Origin of the sequence: Zobellia laminariae (genome assembly GCF_030553095.1) — a bacterium.
Lineage (GTDB): Bacteria > Bacteroidota > Bacteroidia > Flavobacteriales > Flavobacteriaceae > Zobellia > Zobellia laminariae.
The window spans coordinates 955,848-982,767 of sequence record NZ_CP130738.1; the positions used below are offsets into that span (position 1 = coordinate 955,848).

Annotated in this window: 21 protein-coding genes and 2 pseudogenes; 12 read left to right on the plus strand and 11 right to left on the minus strand. The window is 37.4% G+C overall.

The window, feature by feature from the left end; translation table 11 throughout:
* Window positions 1-104 precede the first annotated feature (104 nt).
* Genes Q5W13_RS04635 through Q5W13_RS04650 form a run of 4 tightly spaced genes read left to right on the plus strand, consistent with a single transcriptional unit; the run spans window position 105 to window position 2,864 of the window.
* Complete coding sequence (locus Q5W13_RS04635; RefSeq protein ID WP_304445500.1) at window positions 105-563, plus strand: hypothetical protein; 459 nt, start codon at window positions 105-107, stop codon at window positions 561-563.
* Complete coding sequence (locus Q5W13_RS04640) at window positions 509-1,114, plus strand: tetratricopeptide repeat protein (RefSeq protein WP_304445501.1); 606 nt, start codon at window positions 509-511, stop codon at window positions 1,112-1,114. The genes Q5W13_RS04635 and Q5W13_RS04640 overlap by 55 nt, the downstream gene beginning before the upstream one ends.
* Window positions 1,090-2,277, plus strand: a complete 1,188-nt coding sequence (locus Q5W13_RS04645) for a CHAT domain-containing protein (protein ID WP_304445502.1) — start codon at window positions 1,090-1,092, stop codon at window positions 2,275-2,277. Before Q5W13_RS04640 ends, Q5W13_RS04645 begins: the two co-directional genes overlap by 25 nt.
* A gap of 11 nt (window positions 2,278-2,288) precedes the next feature.
* Entirely contained in the window at window positions 2,289-2,864 is a 576-nt protein-coding gene (locus Q5W13_RS04650) for a CHAT domain-containing protein (RefSeq protein ID WP_304445503.1), read from the plus strand.
* Window positions 2,865-2,866: 2 nt separating this feature from the next.
* Here the strand turns inward: Q5W13_RS04650 and Q5W13_RS04655 are convergent, their stop codons facing one another.
* Together Q5W13_RS04655 and Q5W13_RS04660 are read right to left on the minus strand one after the other, a co-directional pair.
* Complete coding sequence (locus Q5W13_RS04655) at window positions 2,867-3,610, minus strand: tetratricopeptide repeat protein (protein ID WP_304445504.1); 744 nt, start codon at window positions 3,608-3,610, stop codon at window positions 2,867-2,869.
* Window positions 3,610-4,179: an RNA polymerase sigma factor gene (locus Q5W13_RS04660; protein ID WP_304445505.1), complete on the minus strand. Its 570-nt coding sequence runs from the start codon at window positions 4,177-4,179 to the stop codon at window positions 3,610-3,612. The genes Q5W13_RS04655 and Q5W13_RS04660 overlap by 1 nt, the downstream gene beginning before the upstream one ends.
* Before the next feature lie 465 nt (window positions 4,180-4,644).
* On the opposite strand from Q5W13_RS04660, the gene Q5W13_RS04665 reads away from it, so the two are divergent.
* The gene (locus Q5W13_RS04665; protein ID WP_304445506.1) at window positions 4,645-6,363 is read left to right on the plus strand and encodes a hypothetical protein; all 1,719 of its coding nucleotides are present in this window, start codon (window positions 4,645-4,647) and stop codon (window positions 6,361-6,363) included.
* A gap of 117 nt (window positions 6,364-6,480) precedes the next feature.
* Window positions 6,481-7,137 (plus strand): hypothetical protein, encoded by a 657-nt coding sequence (locus tag Q5W13_RS04670; protein ID WP_304445507.1) that lies wholly within the window; start codon window positions 6,481-6,483, stop codon window positions 7,135-7,137.
* Window positions 7,138-7,249: 112 nt separating this feature from the next.
* Here the strand turns inward: Q5W13_RS04670 and Q5W13_RS04675 are convergent, their stop codons facing one another.
* From Q5W13_RS04675 to Q5W13_RS04710, 8 genes and pseudogenes are all read right to left on the minus strand, one after another.
* The gene (locus Q5W13_RS04675; protein WP_304445508.1) at window positions 7,250-8,797 is read right to left on the minus strand and encodes a carboxypeptidase-like regulatory domain-containing protein; all 1,548 of its coding nucleotides are present in this window, start codon (window positions 8,795-8,797) and stop codon (window positions 7,250-7,252) included.
* The gene (locus Q5W13_RS04680) at window positions 8,794-10,179 is read right to left on the minus strand and encodes a CsgG/HfaB family protein (RefSeq protein ID WP_304445509.1); all 1,386 of its coding nucleotides are present in this window, start codon (window positions 10,177-10,179) and stop codon (window positions 8,794-8,796) included. Before Q5W13_RS04680 ends, Q5W13_RS04675 begins: the two co-directional genes overlap by 4 nt.
* Window positions 10,180-10,185: 6 nt before the next feature.
* Window positions 10,186-10,584 carry a curli assembly protein CsgF gene (locus Q5W13_RS04685; protein WP_304445510.1) on the minus strand — a complete coding sequence of 133 codons (399 nt, stop codon included), beginning with the start codon at window positions 10,582-10,584 and terminating at the stop codon, window positions 10,186-10,188.
* A 1-nt stretch (window position 10,585) separates the two neighbouring features.
* Window positions 10,586-11,887, minus strand: a complete 1,302-nt coding sequence (locus Q5W13_RS04690; protein WP_304445511.1) for a CsgE family curli-type amyloid fiber assembly protein — start codon at window positions 11,885-11,887, stop codon at window positions 10,586-10,588.
* Between the two features lie 161 nt (window positions 11,888-12,048).
* Window positions 12,049-13,587: a hypothetical protein gene (locus Q5W13_RS04695; RefSeq protein ID WP_304445512.1), complete on the minus strand. Its 1,539-nt coding sequence runs from the start codon at window positions 13,585-13,587 to the stop codon at window positions 12,049-12,051.
* A gap of 477 nt (window positions 13,588-14,064) precedes the next feature.
* A pseudogene (lipB, locus tag Q5W13_RS04700) lies at window positions 14,065-14,762 on the minus strand (lipoyl(octanoyl) transferase LipB).
* 27 nt (window positions 14,763-14,789) lie between these two features.
* The gene (locus Q5W13_RS04705; RefSeq protein ID WP_304445513.1) at window positions 14,790-15,527 is read right to left on the minus strand and encodes a hypothetical protein; all 738 of its coding nucleotides are present in this window, start codon (window positions 15,525-15,527) and stop codon (window positions 14,790-14,792) included.
* 11 nt (window positions 15,528-15,538) lie between these two features.
* Complete coding sequence (locus Q5W13_RS04710) at window positions 15,539-15,694, minus strand: YqaE/Pmp3 family membrane protein (protein WP_304445514.1); 156 nt, start codon at window positions 15,692-15,694, stop codon at window positions 15,539-15,541.
* Between the two features lie 217 nt (window positions 15,695-15,911).
* Here Q5W13_RS04710 and lysS point away from each other — a divergent pair.
* The 6 genes and pseudogenes from lysS to Q5W13_RS04740 all read left to right on the plus strand — a co-directional run bounded on the left by lysS (window position 15,912) and on the right by Q5W13_RS04740 (window position 26,028).
* Window positions 15,912-17,601: pseudogene (gene lysS / locus Q5W13_RS04715) on the plus strand (lysine--tRNA ligase).
* A 367-nt stretch (window positions 17,602-17,968) separates the two neighbouring features.
* Complete coding sequence (locus tag Q5W13_RS04720; RefSeq protein ID WP_304445515.1) at window positions 17,969-20,707, plus strand: PSD1 and planctomycete cytochrome C domain-containing protein; 2,739 nt, start codon at window positions 17,969-17,971, stop codon at window positions 20,705-20,707.
* Window positions 20,708-20,710: 3 nt separating this feature from the next.
* Window positions 20,711-22,222 (plus strand): DUF1501 domain-containing protein, encoded by a 1,512-nt coding sequence (locus Q5W13_RS04725; RefSeq protein ID WP_162524588.1) that lies wholly within the window; start codon window positions 20,711-20,713, stop codon window positions 22,220-22,222.
* 51 nt (window positions 22,223-22,273) lie between these two features.
* Entirely contained in the window at window positions 22,274-23,146 is an 873-nt protein-coding gene (locus tag Q5W13_RS04730) for a sugar phosphate isomerase/epimerase family protein (protein ID WP_304445516.1), read from the plus strand.
* Window positions 23,147-23,155: 9 nt separating this feature from the next.
* A complete protein-coding gene (locus Q5W13_RS04735; protein WP_304445517.1) occupies window positions 23,156-24,547 on the plus strand; it encodes a c-type cytochrome domain-containing protein in 1,392 nt (463 codons plus the stop codon).
* Between the two features lie 50 nt (window positions 24,548-24,597).
* A complete protein-coding gene (locus Q5W13_RS04740) occupies window positions 24,598-26,028 on the plus strand; it encodes an SLC13 family permease (RefSeq protein ID WP_304445518.1) in 1,431 nt (476 codons plus the stop codon).
* Between the two features lie 98 nt (window positions 26,029-26,126).
* On the opposite strand, the gene Q5W13_RS04745 is transcribed toward Q5W13_RS04740, so the two are convergent.
* Entirely contained in the window at window positions 26,127-26,534 is a 408-nt protein-coding gene (locus Q5W13_RS04745; protein ID WP_155598260.1) for a hypothetical protein, read from the minus strand.
* Window positions 26,535-26,920 lie beyond the last annotated feature (386 nt).

A 26,920-nucleotide genomic window follows, 5' to 3' on the forward strand; every position in this document is an offset into this window, starting at 1 on the left:
TGCCATAACTTTTTGACTGTCAACAAAACTTTATATATTTAGAAACCGCATTTGTCATAGCGTTTAGCATATTCTTGTACTCTATTAAATAAAGATGGTCCTTGATGAAAAAACTGAAACGATTAATTATCTTTTTTCTTCACTTGTCTTTTTTTGTAAATGGGCAACAGGACCAACTTCTTAATATCATAAGCGACACAACAGGCATAGAGGTAAAACAAAAAAAAATCGACTCTTTTTTTGAGGTTAACAAAAAATCTATTTCACCACGACTTTTGGCAGACTGTTTTCATGATGCAGGTTTAAAATGGTATTATAGAAACTGGCGCAAGCAAGGTAATCAAGCAGATATAGACAAAGCAATACAATATACCCAACAAGCCCTAGAGATAAAAAAGAAATTAGATAGTTTAGAAAAAGGGTCATTAGAAAAGAGCATGTATAACTTAGGCTATTTTCTAAATTCTGATGAACGCTATTATGATGCTATTACCGCCTATCAAGACTTATGGTCAAAAACGGAAAGGACCTTAAAAAAATCCAAAATGCAAATAGAGAATTAGGTGAACTACATGAATTTGTGGGTGATTTTTATAAAGCCCTAGATCGTTATGAAAGTTATATTGAAAATTATAAAAGTCAAAACAACTTACAACAAAGGGACGTCTTAAATCTTGCTGAAATATATATTCTAAAGGCTGAAATATACTCGCTCTTAGGCAATAAGGAGTTTTCAAATAATATTGAAGAAAACCTAAGATCTGCAGATTCTATTTTATTAAGTGAAAGTTACACCCGAGAAATGCACAATCTCAGGATCAATTCCATAAAGGGAAATCAATTTACCGAAAATGAGAATTACGAAGAAGCCGTACATTACTATAATAAGGTTCTTAAAGATTCAATATTACTGGATTCATTGAACTTGGCTAAAGTGTTCAACATGATTTCCATTCCACAGTTCAAGTTAAAGAACTATGATATGTCTATCAAAAACCTGCAAAAGGCAATTGCTTTTGACCCTAATTATTCTGACCCCTATGAAAATCTAGGTGACATTTTTTTAGCTAAAAAAATTTTAGGGATGCTATGTACAACTATCAGAAGGCTATAATTTGGTCGGTTGACAAGAAAAGCAACATTGATCCCTCAGAATTACCAGCTATTGAAGACTTAGAGCTCGCTACCGAAAAAACGTTTCTATTAGGTCATATAGTAGCAAAAGCAAATGCTTGGCTATCCTATTTTGAACATGATCAAGACAACGAACATTTAATAAAAGCTCTACAAACATTTACTCTTGCCGACAAATTAGTAGATGTACTTCGCTCTGAAAGCACGGAATACCAATCTAAACTTTTTTGGAGGGAAAAAGGAGCATCATTATATACAAAAGCAGTAGAGGTATGTTTTTTACTTACCAAACCAGAAGAAGCTTTTTATTTTATGGAGCGAAACAAAGCCCTACTCCTGTTAGAAGATGTTACTGCGGAGCAAGCCAAAGAAATTACCCAATTACCAAGGCAAATTATCCAAAGAGAATACGAGTTAAAACAAGCCATACTTTTAGCTGAAACCAAATTAACAAATAGTAACGTACAATCTAAAGATTCAATAGGTCTGCTTAAATCAAAAGTTTTTCTTCACAAAGAACAATTTATTCGTTTCACAGATTCCTTAAGTAACTCATTCCCAGAATATGCTAGACTAAAAAAGAAAGAAGCTATTCTATCTTATACTGATTTCAAGAAAAAATATATCTCAGATGATGAAGTTGTCTTGCAGTATATCCTAAATGATAAACAAGGCTATGGACTTTTGACTACGGAAAAGCATACCCAGTTTTTTAAATTGCAAAATGCCCTTGATCTAAACCAAAACATCATAAAATTATACGAGAACCTAACGAACCTTAGGTTGAATCGTGATGAGATTTCTGCGTATAACCAATTTTCTCATAACATCTTTAAACAACTAGTGCCAGAACAGGTTTACAATGATTTAAAGGGTAAAAAGCTTACCATCATACCTGATTATATTTTACAACAAATTCCCTTTGAATCCTTTGTCGTAGAAAATACCCCAGCCAAGTTTTTTATTGAAGACACAGAAATTAGATATGCGTATTCTATGTCTTATCTGGATGCCAAAGCACATATACTAAGAACTCCCAAAAAAGAACTTTACGCAGTAGCTCCTATTCAATTTGCAAGCTTGGGCCTACCCAGTCTAATCTTTAGCGGTGCCGAAATAGAAGAGGTTCAAAAGATTTTCTAGGAAACATAAGCTTGAACGATGATGCCACAAAATCTACTTTTGTAGATAATTTTAAAGATTATAGAATTGTGCATCTATCAACCCATGCAGATATAGGAGAAAATGAAGACCCATGGATTGCTTTTAGTGATGATAAAATGTTCCTTAATGAAATTTATGCCACTAAAAACCAAGCGGAAATGGTTGTTTTAAGTGCCTGTAATACTTCAATTGGGGAGCTTAAAAAGGGAGAAGGCGCCATGAGCTTGGCAAGAGGCTTTTTTCATTCAGGAGCAAAGAGTGTTGTATCCTCTCTATGGTCTACCTATGACAAAAGTAGCAAAGAATTAATGACCTCTTTTTACACAGCACTTAGTAAGGGTGACACAAAATCTGCAGCTATGCAAAAAGCAAAAGTAGATTACATAAACAAATATCGTGAGAGTGCCATTGCCCCAGCGTATTGGAGTGCTTTAATCGTTATTGGTGACAACACCCCATTAGAAAATCAGAAAGGCTTCTTGCCTTTTGGGGCTTATGTTACTCTTGGTGTTTTACTGACTGTAGTTTTTTACTTTCTCTCTAAAAGAAAAAAGCAAAACCTTTAGTTTTATTCTAGTTCGTCTAAAAGTGACTCCGCTTCAATTTTTTTATACCTACCATCTGCAATTAATAATTTAAGAGATTCTATAGCATTCTCTTTTTGCTTATCCTTTATATACGAAAGTGAAATGTACCATAAGGCCTGCGGAGCAAATTCGCCCCTTTCTTCAACAACTTCATTGAAAAGTGAGATGGCCTCCCCTAATTCATTATTTTTCAAATAAGACTGGGCCAAATAGAAACTGATGTTTTCTGAATTCGAAGTCTCTTTCAATTCTGTAAAAAGCTCAATAGCTTTTGTATTGTCATTGGTTTCATAAGCTACATATGCTGCACGCTCCAAAGAACTATCAGTTTCAGCACTTCTGGTTATAGCATAAACTGTATTAGGGTAATCTTGAAAATTATCATGGTAGAGTCCTTCGTAATTTGTACCCGAAAAATTATTATAGCCCAACCACCCTAAACCTAAGAGTAAGGCTATAGAAGCTGCCATAGCCCACTTTCTGTAATTTGTACTCGGTAATTTTCGAACAGGAACAGTATTACCGATTTCCTTTTCAAAACCAGCCAATTTAGCCTTCAGGTTATCAGATTCCTTTTCTCGAATAACTTGCTTTAGGTTCTTTTCAAAATCAAATTGTTCCTTGAAATTGGCATCAGTTTTCAGTAATTCATCAAACTGCCGTTGTTCCTCGGCAGTCAATTGATTTGAAAAATAATTATATAATAAAAGTTCTTTATCCATCATTAGTAGGTATTTGCTTGGATTTTTTCCTTCAATGTTTTCATACAACGAGATTTAGCAGATTTCACCACATTCTCGCTATTGTAGTTTTTGGCCTCCATTATTTCTTGAATGGTAAACCCTCGGTAATAAAACAACGTCAGTAATTCTTGGCATTTATCACCTAAAGAGCCAAAGTGTTTTTTTAATAATTCCTGTTCTGTAGTTAGGCTCTGTTTTTCCATTTCAAAAGTATTGACCTCTTCATCAACTTCTGCCACTCTAGACAAATCATAATCACCCGAAACCACCTTCTTATTCTTCCGCATCTTATCAAAGATTAAATATTTACCAATGGAAAACAGATATGTAGAAATACTACTGGATAAGCTTTCTAACTTTCCGCTCATGACATTATCGTAAAAAATTACATAAGCATCTTGATACACATCTATATTCTCTTCTTCCGAAAGGTTGTAGCGCCTAGCGTAATTCAAAAATTTTAGGCGGTTAGACTCATAAACCCTCTTAAGGAGGTCATCCGAACCCTTTCGTAAATCTTCAAGCGTTATTTCTGCCTGTATATTTTCCATTTAATGCATATCTAATGAGAAGGTTAACAGCGGTGGCATCTAATTTAACATTTTTTAGATGCTCGCTCCGCAAATCCAAGGATTATTTACGCTCACAAAAAATTATCATACTTAAAATAAAAAAGAGAAAACATGTTAACCTAAGCTAAGCTTTGAACATAAAGTAACGAACCTTAAAATGAAAGACATGGACACCTATGAAAAATTAGAGCTTATAAAAAGAGTATTAATTCTAGCCTTTACGGCATCTCTGTTTGTTCTTTTTAAGCTGCTTATGTAAAGCATATTTATACACATTAGTAACTCCCATCACTTTAAAAACTAACATTAGATACAGAACTCTAATAGAATACCATTATACCTATATATAAATGTAAATACAAGATTTTGTAGTCCTTAATAACGGAACTGCATATCTACTATAAAGCTTTCAACACTAAAGAATATTCTTTTAAAACTAAAATTATGAAAAATGTAAAATCTATTATCTATTTACTAGTAGTTGTATTTGCAATGACAGCATGTACAGACGACGATACTACAGAGGAGCCTTCTAAAATTACTGCAGTGAGGCTTGGGACGGTCTCAAATTTTACCGGACCTTGTTCCAAAAAATTTGATTTTGAAGCAGAAATAGATGCCGATGGACCAACTACTATAAGCTATACATGGCTAAGAAGCGATGGGGCAACCGCTCCGAAAAACTCTATTACATTTGAAGAAGCAGGAACCAAAAAGGTAACTACATCATGGACTCTTGGTGAAAACGGTGAATCTTATGAGGGCTATTGGCAGCAACTAAAAATCATAAGCCCTGAGGAAATTCTTTCTAATAAAGCCGAGTTTGATCTACATTGTGAGGAAGAAACAGTGACCATCACTGCAATTACAGCTGTTGTGGGAGAAAATAATTTTACTGGACCTTGTTCCAAAAAGTTTGATTTTGAAGCAGAAATCCATGTTGATGGTCCAACAACTATAACCTATACATGGTTAAGAAGCGATGGCGCAACTGCTCCGGAAAACTCTATTACATTTGAAGAAGCAGGAACTAAAAAGGTTACTACATCATGGACTCTTGGTGGAAGCGGAGAATCTTATGAAGGTTACTGGCAACAATTAAAGGTTATCGCTCCTGAAGAAGTGCTATCTGAAAGGTCAGAGTTCAATCTATATTGTGAGGTAGAAGAGAATGTTGAACTTGTATCTGTAAGTCCAACCTCACCCTCCACCTTATTTTTAGGAGAGAAAGTCGGGTTTACCTTTAACTATATAACAAGCTCACCTACTGGAGCTAGAATATTTGGCAGACCTTTTACAAGTGGTAGTCCAACTCCCGGCTACGCAGCACATGGGTCACCCATACACGACACTGGCGAAGGTTCTTCTAATGGGTATTTTACCATACAGGACAATCCCCAAAATGTAGACCAAATACGATTTCAAATGTGGGATGCCGATCAGAGCAATCTTTTATATGAGTTCTATGTAGATGTGGATTATAAATTCATTAGCCACTCGGTTGTAATGGAAACGGTGAATCCAGCATCAGAAGCAATATTGTATCTTGATGAAAGGGTAGAATTTACGTATAGCTACAGAACTAACGAGCCTACCGGCGTACGAATATTCGGGAGACCAATGACCGATGGCAGTCCAACACCAGGATATGCTGCCCATGGTTCTCAAATTCTCTCCACTGGTGATGGCACTGGTAGCGGATATTTCACCCTAACGGATGATGGATATCATGTGGATCAAATCCGGTTCAGAATGTACAATGCTGCCCAAACTACTTTATTATATGAGTATTTTGTGGAAGTAGACTATAAGTACCTAGCTCACCGAGTCGTACTTGATAATTTCGAACCAAGTACGAATTCAGTATTAGTGGAAGGGGAAAGGGTAAATTTTAATTTCCATTATAAGACAAATGAGCCTAGTGGGGTTAGAATCTTCGGCCGACCGTTTACTTACGGAAACCCTACCCCTGGCTATGCGGCACATCCATCGGGTATCTATCCTATGGGAGAAGGAAACGGTAGTGGGTATTTCACCGTCAGCATTGCCGAGACTATCACCCCTCACACGGTGGATCAGGTGAGGTTCCAAATGTGGGATGCGGATCAAAATAATCTATTGTACGAGTACTTTGTAGATGTAGACTATGTGTTTACAGAATAATGAGAGAATGGCAAAAAAGTGGAAAACCGAGGCTCAAACCTCGGTTTTTTTTATGCCAGATGTTAACCTTGGTATTGTCTGCAACATAAAATACCAAATACATAAATCACAAGCATTATGAAAACTACACTGAAAATTTTACTCTTGACATTTTTAAGTATTACTGCACTAATTACTTCCTGTTCAAAAGATGGGGATGTTGGCCCAATAGGGCCGCAAGGTGAGCAAGGAGCACAAGGTCTTGCTGGAGAACAAGGAGAACAGGGCTCGGAAGGACCTCAAGGACAGGCTGGCGAAAACGGTGAAAATGGCGAAGATGGCGAAGATGGCGAAGACGGTAATGCCGAAGTGTATTACAGCGATTGGATTCCTGCAGAATTTACGGGTACCTCAGAAACCTCTAAATTTATGGGAATAGATTTTCCTTCTGAGATGGAATCCGCCTTTAGAATTAAAAACACCCATATTGTTTTAGTCTATTTCACCGGTTTTGGCGATGGTAATGTATACCAACTACCTGTTCTTAATTTCAGAGGAGCCGAATTCACCTTTGGTTATGGTTCTGGTAGCTCCGCTTCCGCAGATATCAATATACGTGCAAAATCAACGAGCACCTCTGCTCTTACCGAATTCGCTATAAGTCCTGATAGAGGCAATAAGTTACGCTATCTTATCATTCCTCCAAACATACTGATCTCTTCAAAAAGAAATACAGCAAATTTTGATAAGATGACCTACTTTGAAGTTATGGACTACTTTAATATTGATTATTAAAGATAACTTATCGACCCAACAAAAAACCGAGGCTCAAACCTCGGTTTTTTGTTTTATCAATTCAGCTTCAAAGAGAACTTCAAAATGTTTTTGGAGTTTTTCTTTCTAATATTTACTCCCAATCAGGCATAAATGCATCATAAAACAAGGGTTCTTTTCTATTGCTATCACTAGGAATAACTCTATATGTTTTTCTTTCCGATATACCATCGTTGGAAGTGTTTACAAAAATTACAGCACCATCATTAGGTGCGTACTTTGCATCCAAATCGTTAGTTCCTTCTTCTTTGGATGTATCTATTTCAGTAGTTGTATCTGTTGCTATTTGATATTCAAAAATGCGCGAATCAAATTGGCGATACTCCGTGTTTTCAGCCCCGGAAACATCTCTTGTATACACAATTTTTGCTCCATCCGAAGAAAAATCCAGTCCTCCTATTGCACCGGATTCTCCTGAAATAACTATTTGTTCTTCCGTATTGGTGCTTACATCTACCAATGAAACTTTTACATTATAACCTTCCAAATCATTGGTTTTTAATGCCACCAAGTCATTAACTGGATTTACAGTTATATCAGTTATAAAAATGGCGGCATCAGTTTGATAAACCAATTCAAGGCCAGAACCATCTCTATTGATAGAGTATAATTTATTGAAATTTGGAAAATAGAATTTAGCCCCTCCATCATACCAAGAAAATCCTAATTGGTCTTCTCTGAATCCGGCAAGAGGAACTGCATGGGTCACCTGCGCCATATCAGTTCCATCTGTATTTATTGTAAACAGATGTGTTTCCGCTCCTACATTTCTTAAAAAAGCAATTTTATTAACCGTATTGTTTTTTAATGGTCTATAGCTATTAAAGTTAGAATTTGTTAGTTGTAATTCATTTTGATTTAAATTGTCATTACTACTTCCTGTTGGTTCAGAACCAGAAAAAATTACATTATTACCTTTTATATTTCTAACATAAAGAAAGCGATTCAACGTATTACCTTTTGTAACAAAGCCGCCAAGCTTACTTTTCACTGGTTGACTCGTATCGTCTGCAGCAGAAATTTGCCAAAAATAATTACTACCAATTGTCAAATCCTCAACTACCAAAAGAGTATCCTTTATTTCGCTAAAAACAGTTACTTCGTTAGAAGTACCATTTCTCAGTTCAAGCATATAATTTATCTCGTCTTCATCATTTTTAGAAGAAGACCATTGAAATGTTACAGTAGTTCCTATGTTACCGCTATCCTCCTCTGGAAAAATCAAGTTGGGTACTAACGGAGCTAAATTTTCCACATTAATTGAATCAAGCTCAAAAACTATATTTGTGGCTCTCCCATCTAATACATTTGCTGGCTCAAAAGAAGTCTGAAAATCTAAAAGCTCCGCCTGCACTGAGTACTCACCGCTTTGAATATCACTCAATGTAAAATCACCTTTATCATTTGTAAAGACGGTATTTGAAACAGGACTGGTACTTATCTTCACATTTTTAAGTGGCGTATTGTCGCCTTTAGACACCACATTTCCCGTAAGGGTACCAAATTTCAAATCACTTATAGTTTCCTCGGAACAGCCAAGGAAACAAAAAATTCCAATAAGTAATCCACAGCATAGAAACCGCCTATATTCTATTTCTTTAATATCTAATATTGTTTTCATTTGTATCCTTTTCCCAATTTATATTTCAATGAAACTCCAAAATTGTAATAAAAATCATCTCTTTTTCCATTTATCAAGTCATCTATGGCGTCACTAAAAACTATGTTATTCTCGGCAAAGAGGCGCAAATCAAATCTTTGGGTCAGATAGACATCTACTCCTACTCCAAATTGCACCTTTGGGGCGGAACTTTTTTCCTTAAGCTCTGCCGGTGTGCTGTGCAAATCAAAAGCCGCACCTGCACCGCCATATAAAAACGGACCTACTGTGTCATAGGGTAAAATCTTGTATTCAAGATTTAGGTCGGCATTCATATACTCCTTAAAAAAACCGTTACCTCCTGTAAAATATAAATACCCAACGCTAAAATTGGCATTCAACTTTGGGGTAATAGATTTAGAAAATCCTATACCCCCACCTATTCCTAAGGATTTTTTTGAAAAATCTGCATTTAGTAAAGGGGAAGCTACCGTAAATTGTAGCGCATCTCTATGAACAATTGGTTTTTGCTTACGATCATATAAAAGTTTGGATTCGTCTATCTGTTTTTCTTTTAAATATTCGTTCACTAAATAATCGTCCATTCTCTTACCTTTTGCCGTACCCCAAAGCCCATCATCAATACCTTCTATTATCATACCCTCAACTGCTTTTTCAATAGCATCTTTCAAAGCCAACTGTACTGGTTCGTTTCTTGTAATTCCAGTTTCAGCTTCCAAGATTCGTTGAAAACTAACGTAACGAAATAGACTTGCATCAATTGATTGGGATAGAATGGTCTTAGACACATAAACTGTCTTTAAAATTTTTCCGTTAGAAGTGGACACTGCTCTGAGGTATACGGTTAGCCGATCTTGTCTATATTGCGTGGACCCGCCTGCACCAAAATATCTTGCTCCTGCACCCCCTGTTATTATATTGGTGTCATAGGAAACAACCCCTCCTTCCAATAAGATTCCTGCGAACAAAAGAGGAGTTAAACTTGGAACGTCTTTGGCATTAGATTTTCTATGTTCATCTCGAGTAGAGCGGATAATGTTTCGCTCATTTAATAAATTCCCTAGGTTCTCTCGTTCAATTGGAGTAAACCATTTAGAATCTTCCAGAGCCTTAATAAGAATAGTTGTAGCCCCTTGCGGAATTGCCGTGCTGAACGTACTACCTGCCTCTACACTTTTATATTGGCCTGTTTGGTCTTTAAAATTATATACTCCAACCACTACCGGTTCCTTTGGCAAAGGAAAGTCTTTTAAAGTTTTTGTATAAGTTGTTACCTCGCCCATTCTGGAAGGCGCTACAGCGGTTGGCTGATTAAAATAAGTTCCGCAACCAGAAGTGATTATACAAACCAATAAAACCAATATTTTCCCTTTTATTTTCATAGCAAGTTAATTGGGGATGATAACTTGTGACTGTTCTCCTGTTGTAGTATTTAGAATATTAATGACAAGACCTTCTAAAGAATCGTAAATTTCTACTGCCAGATCACCAATGGTAAATGTGCCCTCCGTTAATTCGTCTCCTAATTGCGTGTTAAGTACAGATTTAGAAATCTGATTAAGCACTTGACGGTTAAGGTTGTCATTAAACGTTTCCAACTCGGTTTGTTCATTTCTCAAGCTACTTGGGTCCTTAAACGAATTTTGTGCCGCAGCGGAAGCCATTAATTGTTGGTAATTGAATGTATCACCCCCAAACATGGGGTTGATCGGTTTATAAGTCATTTGCTGACCGCATACCCCCTGCAAGCCAAAAGCGAGAAAAAGAATCAAAATAATATATCTCATATCAATATCTTTTAATTTGTTCCTTGTTTTTGCGTAACCTCAAGAAATAATTATTTACAGCATATACCGATTTTTGGGCCATCTCTTTTAAAAAGTCACTTCTTGGATTTACATAAAACTGTATGACCACATTGTTTTCTGCCAAAACACTAATTCTGGTGGTACTGGCCAAAGCAAAATCTTCTTTTATTTTCACTATTTTTTCACCTCCAATGCCGTTTGATAAATAATTGGAATAGAAATATCGATAAAAATCGTTTCCAGGTTTTGTTTTGGTATCCTCTATCACCATACCTTTTGAAAACACTCCATCTGCATTACCATTCCTAACATCTTTTTTATCAAAAGAACTATTGTCTGAAGCACTATTTGCATCACCTAAATCTTTAAGCCCCTGTAAAACTCTTCTGTCTTTACCTATAAGTTGATTTTCTTCGTAAATTAGAAGTAGAATTATAGTTTTATCTTCTTCTACCATATTGACTGTCATAGTAGACAACTCCTTCTTTTCTCCAGGTTGCAAAACCAGTCTTCCCTTTTGGTCATTTTTATTATTGTTTCCATTGGCACCTGTCTTTATGACCGAAAGTATATACTTAAAACTTTTGCTGGTCTCGCCAATATTGTAAGCTGTTCCGGTAATAGTTACCATCTTGTCCTCTTGGATATCTAGTTTTATTTTAGCTTCGACCTCTTTATTATAAGTCTGCCCCATGGATATCACCGGTAAAAAAAACGTAACAATAAGGGTGCATATAAGATGATTCATTTTTATTGCGTTCGGGTTAGTTGAAATTTCTAATGGTAACTGTTTCTTAGTTACCTGGACGTTCAATACCATGTTCTTGGTTAATGAATTACTTCCAAAAATGACAACGTTTTGATTGTCTCCGTTCTGAAAAATTGTTCTCTGTAGATTCAAATTTGGTGCATTGCCATATTCTAATAATATGTTTCCGTTTCCGTTTTGCACCGTATTATAATCTAGTGTCTTTGACGATAACTGGATATCTGCCCTATTAGAATTTCCATTTTGCAACAAACTCACGTATTTATTCGCTCCGTTTACTTTTACCAAACTTTCATTGTTGACACCTATTTGATAGATATAGGCTGAATTGGAAGAAGAAGGCTCTCTGGCCTGGCCTTCAATCTCTGGGGCAGTAAGACCATTCTGTTCCAAAATCATTTCGATAGAAGGCATTTCGCCCTGATCCTCATCCTGTGCAATTGTATAACCAAAGCCAATTAGAAAAAAGGCATATGGCATTATTTTTTTTAGAAGTATAGCTATGTACATCATTTTTTCTATTTCTATGGATTTTAATGTGTGGAGAACGATTTCCTAACAGAATATTTACCTTTTATTTCTGCTTTAAGCCTAGACCACCTTCTCTATTTTTTGGGTTAAACAGGATGGTGAAAAATTCCACCATCCTGTTTTCATAATTGTTCTTTTACCTATTAATTCTGAATTACAGTAGTTGTATTTCCAGATCCAATTTGCGAAAAGTTGCTAAATTGGCCCATACCATTTTGGGTTACGGTCGCCGTATTATCAGAACCTCCAAATTGACCTACATAACTGTAATGATCATCCCCATTTTGATTCACGATTACAGTACCATCGTCTGCTCCCTGCTCGATATCACTTTCGTTATCATTGCCCATTTGTGTTGCACTTGCAACATTACCATTGCCATATTGGTCTATATAACTATAGTTGTCATAACCGCTTTGTACTACAGTAGCATCATTGTCATCTCCATCTTGGTAGATTACGCTATAGTTGTCCTCGCCAATAAGTTGTGTAACGGTAGCGGTATTGTCGTTACCAGGCTGGTCTATGTAACTGTAGTTGTCCTCGCCGCTTTGTGTAACCGTGGCGTCATTGTCATTACCATCTTGGTCAATTTCACTATCGTTGTCGTAACCACTTTGTGTTACCATGGCACTATTGTCATCGCCATCTTGGTCGATTTCACTATAGTTGTCCTCATCGCTTTGTGTTACCGTAGCACTATTGTCATTGCCATCTTGGTCAATTTCACTATAGTTGTACTCGCCAGAAAGTTGTGTTACGGTGGCATCATTGTCATTACCATCTTGGTCTATATCACTTTCGTTGACATAACCAGCTTGATCAACCGTAGCCTCGTTATCGTCGCCATCTTGATGTAAATCACTGTAAGCTAACTCACCTTCTTGGCTTACATTAGCATAATTATCGTCTCCAGCTTGATCAGTATGGCTATATGATTGATCACCATCTTGAAAGACCATGGCCTCATTGTCGTCACCTTCCTGATCTACAAAAATCTCTCCTGAATCGTTACTATTCCACTGCTCTGTGTCAGCAAAGTTTCCGTCTCCCGACTGATAAACTTCAGCAATGTCATAGGAACCATCTTGATCAACATAAGCTTCATTATCATTGCCAAGAACTTCTATAGTTGCATAATTTTCCTCAGCATTGTAATGCTGGCGAATTTCAGCATAGTTATTGTCAGCCCCAGAAAAGCTAGAGTAATCCCCTATTTTCACAAAACCTTCATTAAGATCACCATCTTGTTCGATCCAAACGGTATTATCAAAGCCATAAATATCAACACCTAAAGGATCACCACCCATTTCGTCTCCCGAGCTGGGTCCATTGTTGTTGTTATCACCAGTCTGTTGCATAGTAACAGTATTATCGTCTCCTAGCACTCGAATAGTAGCATTGTTATTTTCACCTGTAGCCAGTTGTTCTACAGTTACGGTATTTCCATTAGAGCCAAATTCTCCAATCCGTATCCAAGCATTCTGGTCGCCGTTTTCCTCCTGTAAAACAGAGGTTGTGTTATCATCACCAATAATCTCAACATCCGATAGATGACCATCACCGGTCTGACTGACATTTGAAGTGTTATCATTGCCGGTTTGACTACCAACATTTGTGTTCTGGGCCTGTACATAAACCCCCATTGTTAGTGCTAATGCACCAAGAATAAACTTTCTCATAATCTAAAAATTTTAAGGTTAATATTAATTGTTAAAAATTCAGTGTTCTACCAATACAATTGGTAATGGTATAGCCTATCTATTGCAGATTATGGTCGGGAACAAAAAATAAATAACTGGGGGATGTGTGTAGGGGGAAGAGTTATCATCTACAACAAAAAAACTTAAATTATGGGGAAAAATGGGAGACTTTACTCTACTATTAAATGGAAGGGAACGGTGCTTATATCAATTCTCGATTTTTGCACACACCAAACGTAGAAAAAAAAATTGAAATCACAAAAATGGCAAATTCGCAGAAGTGGAATTTTATTGACCCACCTCTATTTTAGTTTGACAAATGGAAAGAAATAATGTACAAATGGTCAAAAAAACTTTATAAATGGCAATAATATTTAATATGTTAATTTTTAGTTAAAAATTAACATATTCATAATTAAAGTCTTAATTATTACCGAATAATCAATTAAAACTGTATTATTTTAATTCAGCCTCAAAAAGGTTTTCAAAATGTTTTTGGAGTTTTTGCTTTACCTCTTCCAAGTCAACTTCTTGTTTTCCTAATTCTACATTTAAAGAAGTAACGGCCTTGTCCTTTATGCCACACGGAATCATTAAATCAAAATATCCTAAATCGGCATTTACGTTCAATGCAAAACCATGCATGGTTACCCAGCGGCTGGCACGTACGCCCATGGCACATATTTTTCTGGCAAATGGCGTACCTACATCTAGCCAAACGCCTGTTTCGCCTTCGGAGCGCTCTGCCTTTAATCCGTATTCGGCTAAAGTAAGAATGACCATTTCTTCTAAAAACCTAAGGTATTTATGGATATCGGTAAAGAAATTATCTAAATCTAAAATAGGGTAACCTACTATTTGTAAGGACCGTGATACGTAATGTCCCCTCCTCTATTTATCTTATAAAATTTGGCATTTTTTGCAGCCAGTTCTTCTTCGCTAATCAAGAGATTGGCAAAATCACCACTCTTACCTAAAGTATATACATGTGGGTGTTCTACAAACAGAAAATGATTTGGTGTAGGTTCATTAGCCTGCCCACGACGATTTTTGATTTTTAAATCTACAGTTTCCTTGAAGAGGGTTTCTTGGTAGTCCCAAGTTTCCTTATAGTCTTTCAACCCTAAATCCTGTAAATATACCTTCTTGTTCATGGTACAAAGATAAGAAAAGGTAATGGCCTATTTTTCTAACTCTACCTCAATCAAAATTGACTCTGGGTCCTTTATCATATCTAAGAAATTAACCTCATAGATCATGGTCCTCCCGTCCATAGAAAAGGTAGCCTCTTCAATATTGGTAGACTTCACTCTCTTTGGGAAATGATATTTAAAGGTATAGGTAGAAGAAGAAAGAAACATTTCTGCACTCGTAAGGCTGTCTAAACTTTGCTGAAACATTTCTTGGTTTACAATAGCTGCAGAGCGCTTAAATTTGTTCTTTTTAAAGCTATAGCTGACTTCAGTTGCTTCATTAGATGGATTCTTTGGCATAGATTTACCTCCTGCCACAGAGCCAACGGAACTAGCACTTTGGAAAGTATTAAAGGCATCGTTAACTTCTGATACATCTTTAAAATCCGTAAACATTTCAAAATTCATGATACCCTTTTCTGCATCTACCATCATATGAAGACTAAAGGGTTCTAACTTTTTAAGCTCTGCTTGTTGCCCTGGAGATAATTGAGAAATACTATCCTTTTTCTCGAATAACATATCTTTAAAAACAATAGTAGAATCAATAACTTCTTCTAGTTGAGTAGAATCTGAAGATGGTAACATTTGTAACAACTCACCTCCATCAAAGCCTATATTCATTTTCCCCGTTCCATCTGCTTTAAAATGGATTTCTTCGGTAAAATTACAGGCTACAAAAAGCACCGTAATAAACATCGTTGCCAAGATTCTAAATAACTTCATAGCATATTATTTTAATTGGGGTTGTTCAATATAACCAATGCAGCAATGACATAAGGTACCCAGCCGCAGAAAGTCAAAAGTAGAACAATTAAAAAAGACCCACAACCTTTGCCGATAACCGCAAGCGGAGGAAAGAAAATAGCTAATAATACACGTAAAAAACTCATTTTGATTTGATTTTATTGATTGATGATGTACTTATATGACGTAATAACAATCTACTTGTTACAAATTTTACCTAAAAATAAGTGGAAAACCACGCGCCATTTCACCCTTATCATTTATAACATTCATACAAACAGAATGCCAAGCTTATAATTTCATATTATTAGATGCAAATAGTAAACTACCGATAGCTTATATTTGCAGCCTTAAATAGTAAAAATGCAACTGTCGGAACAAGAAATTATTAGAAGAGAAAAATTGACCAAATTGCGCGAATTGGGTATCAACCCATACCCCGCTGCTTTATACCCTGTGGATGCCAATTCCAAAGGCATTAAATCCGATTATAAGGAGGGCAAGAAGGTGGTCATTTCAGGTAGATTGATGTCTAGAAGAATTCAAGGCAAGGCTTCTTTTGCCGAGTTGCAAGATAGTGAAGGTCGTATCCAAGTATACTTTAACCGAGACGAAATTTGTACCGGTGAAGATAAAGGTCTTTATAATGACGTTTACAAGAAGTTATTGGATATAGGTGATATTATTGGTATTGAGGGTGAGCTTTTCACTACTCAGGTGGGTGAAAAAACCGTAATGGTCAAAAACTTTTCGCTTTTAAGCAAATCGTTGCGTCCATTACCTTTACCTAAAAAGGATTCTGAAGGTAATGTCTTTGATGAATTCAATGACCCTGAAATGAGATACCGTCAGCGGTATGTAGATTTGGTGGTCAACCCAAAGGTTAAAGAAACTTTCATTAAACGTACTAAGATTACGAACAGCATCCGTGAGTTTTATAACGAAGCTGGATATTTAGAGGTGGAAACCCCTATCCTTCAACCTATTCCAGGTGGTGCCGCTGCAAGACCGTTCTTAACGCACCATAATGCATTGAATATACCTTTGTATTTACGTATTGCAAATGAGCTTTATCTAAAAAGGTTGATTGTTGGCGGATTTGATGGTGTTTATGAGTTTTCTAAAGATTTCCGTAATGAGGGAATGGACCGTACACACAACCCAGAGTTTACAGTAATGGAACTCTATGTAGCCTACAAAGACTACAACTGGATGATGGATACTACCGAAAAGCTATTAGAGAAGATTGCTATTGATGCTAACGGAACCTCTAGAATTACAGTAGGCAAAAATGAGATTGAATTTAAAGCTCCATACGCTAGAGTGCCAATTTTGGAAGCTATAAAAATCCATACAGGTAAAGACGTTGCAGGTATGCCGGAAGACGAACTTCGGGAAACGGCAAAAGGTCTAGGTATTGAGGTTGACGAAACTATGGGCATTGGTAAGTTGATAGATGAAATCTTTGGCGAAAAATGTGAGCATCATTATGTACAGCCTACATTCATTACAGACTACCCTAAAGAAATGAGTCCTTTAACGAAAGAGCATAGAGATAACCCAGCCCTTACCGAACGTTTTGAACTTATGGTGAACGGTAAAGAATTGGCAAATGCCTATTCTGAGCTTAACGATCCTATTGAACAACGTGAGCGTTTTGAAGAGCAATTGAAACTTTCCGAAAAAGGGGATGACGAAGCTATGTTCATTGACCAAGATTTCTTGCGTGCATTAGAATACGGTATGCCTCCTACATCAGGTATTGGTATTGGCATTGACCGTTTAGTAATGTTGATGACCAATAATTCCTCTATCCAAGAAGTGTTGTTCTTCCCGCAAATGAGACCGGAGAAAAAAGGTTGAACTTACAGACGAGGAAAAAGCAATTGTAGAACTATTGAAACCAACGGGTTCAATGGAACTGGCAGACCTTAAAACACAAGCCGGACTTAGTGGCAAAAAATGGGATAAATCCATGAAAGCTCTGTCTAAACACGGATTAGTTTCCGTTAAAGTTGAAGGTGATAACAAAAACGTTATCCTGAAACAATAAAACATTTCATACCTTTTATATAAAAAGCCAATCCATTTTTAATGGATTGGCTTTTTACTTTATATACCTCTTACCATTCCGGAATTACCCGTTTCACAGTTCGACTATCCTACCACCTTGTTTTCCAGTAAATTAGTTTTCTTTCAATAAAAATATCTACCTTAATAAGCATAGCTACTTATAAGCACCACCAACCGATTTTCAGTAACTAACTGACAACAGTTTGCTGTATGACTTAGGGGTTTTCTTTCTCAATGGCCTATAACTAATTGTTACATAGGTTGCACACGTTGCGTAGATTTTAAGACCTTAATTTTCAAAGTTTTCTATATTGAAGACTAATTTGACCTTGACAGATTACACCGCTATGAAAAAAAACATGTTACATAATTATCTCTGGTATTTTTTCACGGCAATTAGTGTAGTTGTACTGAGCTCTTGTCAATCTTCACCTCCGGTTGATTTTAGCACGCAGATAAAACCTATTCTCAACAACAAATGCATTACTTGCCATGGCGGCGTAAAAAAGAGTGGTGGTTTCAGCCTTCTGTTTGAGAGTGAAGCTTTTGCTAAAACAGAATCAGGGATTGCCGCTATCATTCCAAGTGATGCTGCTGGTAGTGAAATGATAAAAAGGCTTCACGAAGAAGACCCTGAACTTCGCATGCCTTATGAAAAACCCAAACTTACGGATAAAGAGATAGACCTATTGACCCGTTGGATAGATGAAGGTGCTCATTGGGGACAACACTGGGCGTATTCACTTCCTGAAAAAGTAGAGGTCCCTAAAATTAACATGGAGGCAAGTTTTGCTCCTGAAGAGGCTTCCGACTTTGTAAAAAATGATATTGACCACTTTATCCTTGCGCGGCTAGACGAGAAAAAATTACGACCTAACCCTTCCGCCGAAAAAAACATAATCGCCAGAAGATTAGCATTAGATATTGTGGGGCTTCCTCCTAGTCAAGAATTACTTAACCGTTTTGAATCCGGTGAACTATCTTATGAAGGTTTAGTAGACACGCTCTTAAATCAAAAGACCTACGGAGAAAAATGGGCCACTTGGTGGCTAGATCTCGCGCGCTATGCAGATTCCAAAGGCTATGAGAAAGATTTGGCCCGAACTATTTGGCGATACCGTGATTGGGTGATTGATGCTTTTAACCGAGACCTTCCCTATGATCAATTTACCATTGAACAATTAGCGGGCGATTTATTACCCGACCCTTCTCCCGATCAACTCATAGCGACAGCTTTCCACAGAAATACAATGAACAATGACGAAGGAGGTACCGATGATGAAGAATATCGGGTAGCTACCGTCATAGATCGTTTGAACACCACTTTTGAGGTTTGGCAGAGTACTACTATGGGCTGTGTGCAATGCCATAGTCATCCTTATGACCCTTTTAAACATGAGGAATATTATAAGCTGATGGCGTTTTTCAATAATTCAAGAGATGAGGATACCCCCGGCGAATCTCCTGTTCTCAAATTTTATACGCCCGAACAACAAGAAAAGGTTGACCAAATAATTAATTGGGCCAAAAAATATGGGAATGAACAGTCCGTTACAACCTATAAGAGCTTTTTACAATTCACGGAACCCGTCTACAAATCACATTTTTTCAAGGAAATCAAAAATGGTTCTTATGATGACCATGCATCGGTGGTTTTATGGGATAAGGGAAATTGCATTATAGAAAACGGGTATACCAATAATGCCAGCTATGTATACCTCAACTACCGTTCTCACTATAACGGAACAAAAATCATTATTCGCGAAAAAAATTCTGAAGGACCAATTATAGGGGAGTTCACCATCAACAAACAAAAACAGAATACTACGGCGCGCTTTCCGATTAAAAAAATAGACCGTCAGAAGGATATTTACATAGAAACCCATAATGCGAATTCCAAAAAGGAAGCCAACCTCATGAACCTATATTGGGTTGCGTTCATTCCCAATTTCTCAGGAAAAGACCAGCCAGAGTGGAATAGTATAAATTCCAATCTTATGGAAGCCCTTAATTGGAATACCCCAACTGTACCCATTATGGTTGAGAATCCAGACCATATGAAGCGCACAACACAACTTTTTGATCGTGGCAGTTGGATGTCCAAAACCGATACTGTAGAGCCGGGCACTCCTGAAAGCCTGAACGCTTGGAATACAGATTGGCCAGCAAACCGCTTAGGCTTGGCCGAATGGATAGTAGATAAGAAAAACCCTTTAACAGCACGTACACTTGTAAATAGGGTCTGGCATCAAATCTATGGGAGAGGCCTTGTGTCTACGGTAGAAGATATTGGCTCACAATCAGATGCACCCTCCCACCCTGCAATGCTAGATTGGCTTTCATTACGGTTTATGAACGAGCACAACTGGAGCGTAAAGAGTTTAATCAAAGAAATTGTAATGTCCGGCACCTACCAACAAAGCTCGGAAAGTACTCCTGAAATGTATGAAATAGACCCTGAAAATGAACTTTACGCCCATGGACCAAGAATACGTTTGGGTGCAGAACAAATCCGGGATCAAGCCTTGGCGGTATCCAACTTATTAAGTAATAAGATGAACGGTCCAGGAGTAATGCCACCTCAACCGGATGGTGTTTGGCAAACGGTATATAGTGATGCCCAATGGATTGAAAGTAAAGGTGAAGATCGCTACCGAAGAGGTATCTATACATTTATAAAACGAACGAGCCCCTACCCTTCTTTCCTCACGTTTGATGCAGGAAGTCGCGAAGTCGCTACCATTAGAAGAACGGTAACCAATACACCATTACAGGCATTGGTTACTTTGAACGACCCAGTTTATCTGGAAACGGCATATCATTTGGCAAAAAACAATTACCAACCAGATAACATTGATAAAAGTATTTCTCAGAGTTATAAAAAAGCAACGTTCAAGGAAATCAGCCCCAATAGGCTCCAAGCTTTAAAAGCCTTGTACGACACCTCCTTTACTGAATTCAGTAAAAACAAAGAAGCTTCAAAACTGTTTCTTCAATTTGAAGAGAAGCCTACCGCAGAACTTAGTGCGCTCACCATTGTTGCCAATGCCATTATGAACCTAGATGAATTTTTAACGAAAGTATAAGCCGTGAAAGACCAAATCGAAAGACTAGTTCAAGAACACTTGGCTAGAGAAGCACAGGAAAAGACAAGAAGGCACTTTATAAAAAGCTGTGCTCAAGGACTGGGCGGTTTAGCTTTAAGTTCCATTTTCATGGGATGTGACCCGTTAACAAAACAGGGCAAAAAATCAGCTTCCACTTTCTCCGAACGCGATCTTAATCCATTAGCGACTTTGGCACCTCATTATGGGCCAAAAGTTAAATCGGTTATTTACTTGCACATGGCAGGGGCACCTTCTCAACTTGAAATGTTCGACTACAAACCCAAACTTCATAAGTTAGATGGTCAAGATTGTCCTGAATCTCTATTGGCAGGCAAAAAATTCGCTTTTATAAAAGGGACCCCAAAGTTAATGGGCCCACAGGCCGAATTTAAACAAGAAGGAGAATCTGGTAATTGGGTATCGAACTTTATGCCTCATTTTAAAAAGGTAGTAGATGATGTGGCTTTTCTTAAGGCGGTACATACCGATCAGTTCAACCATGGCCCTGCACAACTTTTCATGCACACGGGTAGCGCCCGTTTGGGACGCCCCAGCATTGGTGCATGGGCCACATACGGCTTGGGTTCTGAAAATCAGAACTTACCCGGTTTTGTTGTATTAACCTCTGGCGGAAACACTCCGGATGCTGGAAAAAGTGTCTGGGGGAGTGGATTTTTACCCTCCGTATACCAAGGCGTGCAATGCCGCTCTAAAGGCGACCCCGTGCTTTATCTTGAAGACCCAGATGGAGTTTCTAGAGATTTAAAGAAAAGTACTATTGATGCTATCACCAAAATTAATAAAGAGGAATACGCCAAGTATGCCGACCCAGAAATATTGGCTCGGATTAACCAATACGAAATGGCTTACCGTATGCAAATAGCGGTTCCCGAGGTAATGAATATCAATAACGAGCCAGAACATATTAAAGAAATGTACGGTGTTGAGCCTGGTAAAGAATCGTTTGCCAACAATTGTCTGCTTGCCAGAAAATTGGTTGAGGACGGTGTTCGCTTCGTTCAATTGTTCGATTGGGGTTGGGATAGTCATGGTGTGGTACGTTCGGGATCTATTGATAAAGGTCTCCGAAACAAATGCACCCAAATAGATCGGCCCATAACCGCTTTAATAATGGATTTAAAACAACGTGGCCTTTTAGATGACACATTAATTGTATGGGGAGGTGAATTCGGCAGAACACCTATGCAAGAAAATAGAGGAAATAAAAAAATGCCATACAAAGGGCGTGATCACCATGGTGACGCCTTTACCATGTGGATGGCCGGCGGTGGAATTAAAAAAGGGGCTTCCCATGGCCAAACGGACGATATTGGTTTTTCCGGTGTGGAAGGCCGTGTATCCGTTCACGATGTTCATGCTACCATTTTACACTTACTCGGTTTTGACCATGAAGAATACACGTATGAATTTCAAGGAAGACCATTTAGATTGACTGATGTAGAAGGTAATATTATCAAAGAAATCTTATCCTAAGAACCATTTTGAGAATCAACTAAACAATAAAGAATACCAAATAAACCATCCATGAAAATACCGCTTACTTTAGTAATACTCTTTTCTTCATTCTTAGGTTTCTCTCAAGAAAAAAAATTACAATTCTTTCAGACCGATTGGGGCAGACAAATTTCTTATGATGCTTTTTGCGAAAAAACAAAAGCCGCAGGTTATGATGGAATAGAAATCTGGCTTCCTAAAGACCCGAAAAGCCAGAACGAGTTAAAACTAGCTTTAAAGAAACACGATTTAAAAGTTGGTTTCTTAAACGGAACCAATAGAACTGTATCTTTTGAAGAAAGTCTAAAACAATATATAGCGCATTTTAAGATTCTGATATCCTGGAACCCTATTTACATCAATTGCCATACGGGCTACGATTTTTTCTCCTTTGAAGAGAACAAGGCTTTTATAGATGCGGCAAACAAAATAGCGAAAGAAAGCAACGTTCCTATCTACCATGAAACCCACCGCGGGCGCTTTAGTTTCAATCTTCCCGACACCAAAAAATACATCGCTGCTATTCCCGAATTAAAACTGACGTTGGACATTAGTCACTGGATGGTAGTTCACGAATCGCTATTGCAGAATCAAGATTCGCATTTAGAAGAAATCATTAACCGTTCGCATCACATTCATGCACGTATAGGTCATGCCGAAGGTCCACAAGTAAACGACCCCGAGGCTCCTGAATGGAAAGAAGCAGTAGAACGCCATATGAACATTTGGGAAAAAGTCATCCGGAAACAATGGGAGACGAATGACATTTTTACGATTACTACCGAATTTGGCCCTGCAGACTATATGCCAACGTTACCCTATTCCCAACTGCCCGTAGCCGACCAATGGAAAGCGAACATCTATATGATGAAGCTATTAAAAGGACGTTTTAACATAGATTAAACGATTAGCATGGACGTTCTTAAACAACTTCTTGGTAGGTTACACCCTCTCATTGTGCATTTGCCGATAGGCTTTATAATGATAGGTCTTCTCTTGCAGTGGTACGATCGAAAGAAAAAAGAAAACAATCCTGTAATTTCTATTATCTTCTTGTGGGCGGGTATTACTGCAACTCTTGCCTGCATTACGGGTTATTTACAATATTTAGGTGAAGGGTATGCTTTTGACACGGTAAAATGGCATTTGTGGTCGGGTATTGCCACAGCTCTATTTTCCTTTTTAATGTATGCTAAGTTGAAAGGGGTTCAAGCTTTTGTCTTTTTATCAAAGCTCCCTGTAATCGGTTGGGGCATTTTCATTTTTATATTGATTTCCTTTACCGGTCATCAAGGTGGAAACATTACCCATGGTGCAGAGTATTTAATTGAACCTTTACCCAATTCCATAAAATCAGCTTTAGGCTTTGAAACTTTTGAAGAGAAAGAAATTAGCCTAAACGAAGCAAATTGGCAAGATGCCCTACTCTACGAGGATGTTATCAAACCTATATTAAATAACAAATGTGTGAGTTGCCACAATCCAAAAAAAGCTAAGGGCGAACTTCTACTTAACTCGGAGGAAGGCATTCTAAACGGAGGTGAGAACGGATTCGTAATTGAGACCTCAAAATCTTCGGAAAGCGAACTATTTACGAGGCTCATACTTCCTATGGATAATGACGACCATATGCCTCCTGAAGGTAAGACTCAGCCATCTAAAGAAGAAGTAGAACTGGTACGTGCGTGGATTGATTCTGGCAGTTCCTTTGAAAAAACCATAGCCGAATCGGGTCTTGAGAAAGAACTTTTTATTTCTTTCTTCCCCAAAAAAGAAGATTTTGACCACCCGAATATAGAAATAGTCGCCGCATCTGAAGAGCAAATCAAAGTTATAGAGGCTACTGGAATTCATATTGATCAAATTAGTAAATCCTCTAATTTCCTAAGTGCTTCTTGCATCAACAAACCGACTTTCACTGATGCCGATTTTGAGGTGCTACTCCCTATCAAAGAACAAATTTCTAGAATAGACCTGGGCCAAACTAAAATTACTGATGGAATTTTTTCAAAACTGGCTAAACTTCCAAACCTAACCATACTATTATTAGACCATACAGCTATCACCGGAAAAAACTTGTCTCTTATGACTTCACTAGAACATTTAAAATCCATCAACTTAACAAGCACCTCCCTAAAAACAGAACATTTAGAAGCTTTAAATAAGTTCAAAAAATTACGGCAGCTTTATTTACATGATACCGAAGCAACTCCGCAGAACGTAAAACTAAACAACCCAAAAATTAGTATTGACTTTGGCAACTATCAACTTCCTCCAATTGCTTCAGACACCATTGTATATTAATTTTCAAAAACAAAAGAAAAAACATAGCTTAGGAGCACCAATTAAAAACTATGGACTTCAGCAGAAAAGCAGGACTCTTTCTAGGACCTATTCTTTTTTTCGTTATTCGTTTTTTGCCTTTTGATTTAGTCTCCGAGAAAGGAGATGCTGTAATTGCCGTTGCCGTTTGGATGGTCATTTGGTGGATTACAGAAGCGGTTTCAATTTCAGTAACCGCATTACTTCCTCTACTTCTTTTCCCTTTTCTTAAAATAATGGATATTGGTGAAGTAGGTGCAAATTATGGAAGCCCAATAATCTTTTTATTCTTCGGCGGTTTTGTTCTGGCTTTAGCACTTGAGAAAGTGAACCTCCACAAACGCATTGCCCTGAATATCATTAAAATTACTGGCACAACGCCCAACAAGGTGGTTCTAGGCTTCATGATCGCTACGGCTGCCTTAAGTATGTGGATCAGTAACACTGCCACGACCGTTGTAATGCTTCCTATTGCTATGTCCGTCATTAATCTTTTAGTAAATGACGCAGATGGGTTTACTAAAAGTGATAAGAATTTTGCACTTTCCGTTATGCTAGGCATTGCTTTTTCGGCAAATGCAGGAGGCGTGGCCACGGTTATTGGCACTCCACCTAATTCTGTGATGATCGGTCTTTTGGAAAATGAATACAATATTGAAATCTCCTTTTTAAAGTGGATGGTTTTAGGTGTTCCTTTCTCCGCATTGATGATATGGATCAGTTATCTGGTATTGGTTAAGTGGATGTATCCTAACCGTGACTTGGTATTCTCTGCCTCAAAAGATGTCATCAACAATGAGTTGAAGAAGTTGGGACCTATGAGCGGAAAAGAGAAAATGGTACTCTGTATTTTTGGTGTTACCGTTTTTCTATGGATTTTTAGAACCGTCATAAACGGCATATTCCCTGCACTAAAATTAAACGATACCATGATCAGTATTATGGCAGCCATTGCAATGTTTGCGATACCTTATAATTTAAAGAAGGGTGATTTTATCATTGAATGGAAAGATACCCAAAAATTAGCTTGGGGTATTCTCATCCTTTTTGGAGGAGGCTTGGCATTAGCAAAGGGCATGTCCGTAAGTGGTATTGTAGATATGGTTTCAGCAGCAATCGGTAATAGTCATGTGAGTATTCTATTCACCGCTATTCTATTGATTACGCTAATGCTCTTTATGACAGAACTTATGAGTAACGTTGCTTTAATTGCCGTACTTGCCCCAGTTGTGGCCGGTATTGCAATAGGGCTGGATATTCCTGTACTCTATTTATTAATTCCGGTTACCATAGCAAGTAGCTGTGCCTTTATGCTTCCCATGGCTACACCTCCAAATGCAATTGTCTTTGCCAGTGGATATGTAAAAGTGAATGAAATGGCACGAGTTGGTATTATATTGAATCTAATAGCTGTAGCTCTATTAGTACTTATGTTTCAATTTGTAGTCCCGTTAGTATTTTAAACGAAAACGCTACAGAAAGAAGAACATATATTATACAAAGCACAAAACCCCTGTTATAACAGGGGTTTTAGTTAGCTAATTCAAATAATTTACAATGGTTAATTGTTCCTTATATACGGATCAAAGCCGTTTGGTAGATGTTTTTTTGTATCAAAATCGAAAGAAATTTCGTCGTTTGAATCGATGTAATTAAAATCCTCTACATTCTTAGGATATGCATAAGCATTAAAACCCTGCGGAAGGTATTTATTGGTATTTAGAATGACATTAGCATCAGACTCAATAAAAGGAATTGCACCTAAATCGACATAAATATCATTAGCATCGAAATTTTCTGGCAGATAATCTGCAGTATCGAAGCCAAGGTCAAAATCTGTGTCTTCATCAATATAATTAATAGAATGAATAACCGTATCATCTTTTTCGGTTAATGGATCAGCTGCAAAAACTCCGTTTGCGAATATAAGACCCAATATCATACTTATTTTTAAACTCTTGTTAATCATAACTTGGTAAATTTATTTACGAGTCTATATAACGCCGAAACATCTCTTTATTGTTCTTTATATTTTGTGGGAGCTTTCCTAAAAAAGCTTAAATAATCAAATTCGTAAAATGTGAATCAAAACAATACCAAGTTCGCATTTTAGCGTTTAATTATTTGCTAGACACTCACGGTTTCTAGAGAATTTTTATTACAGAAAAAAGCACATTTTTTTTCTGACTAGCAGCACTTTAGAATTAGCACATACGTGTCATCGGTGTTTTATGCTTTTAAACGACACTCTTAAAAATATGATTTTGTAGAATTGGTAATAAGCTCTGCAATTTACCTCCAATAATCTCTTAACCAGCCTTAAAAGGTAAAGGCACAAAAATGCTATATTTACGA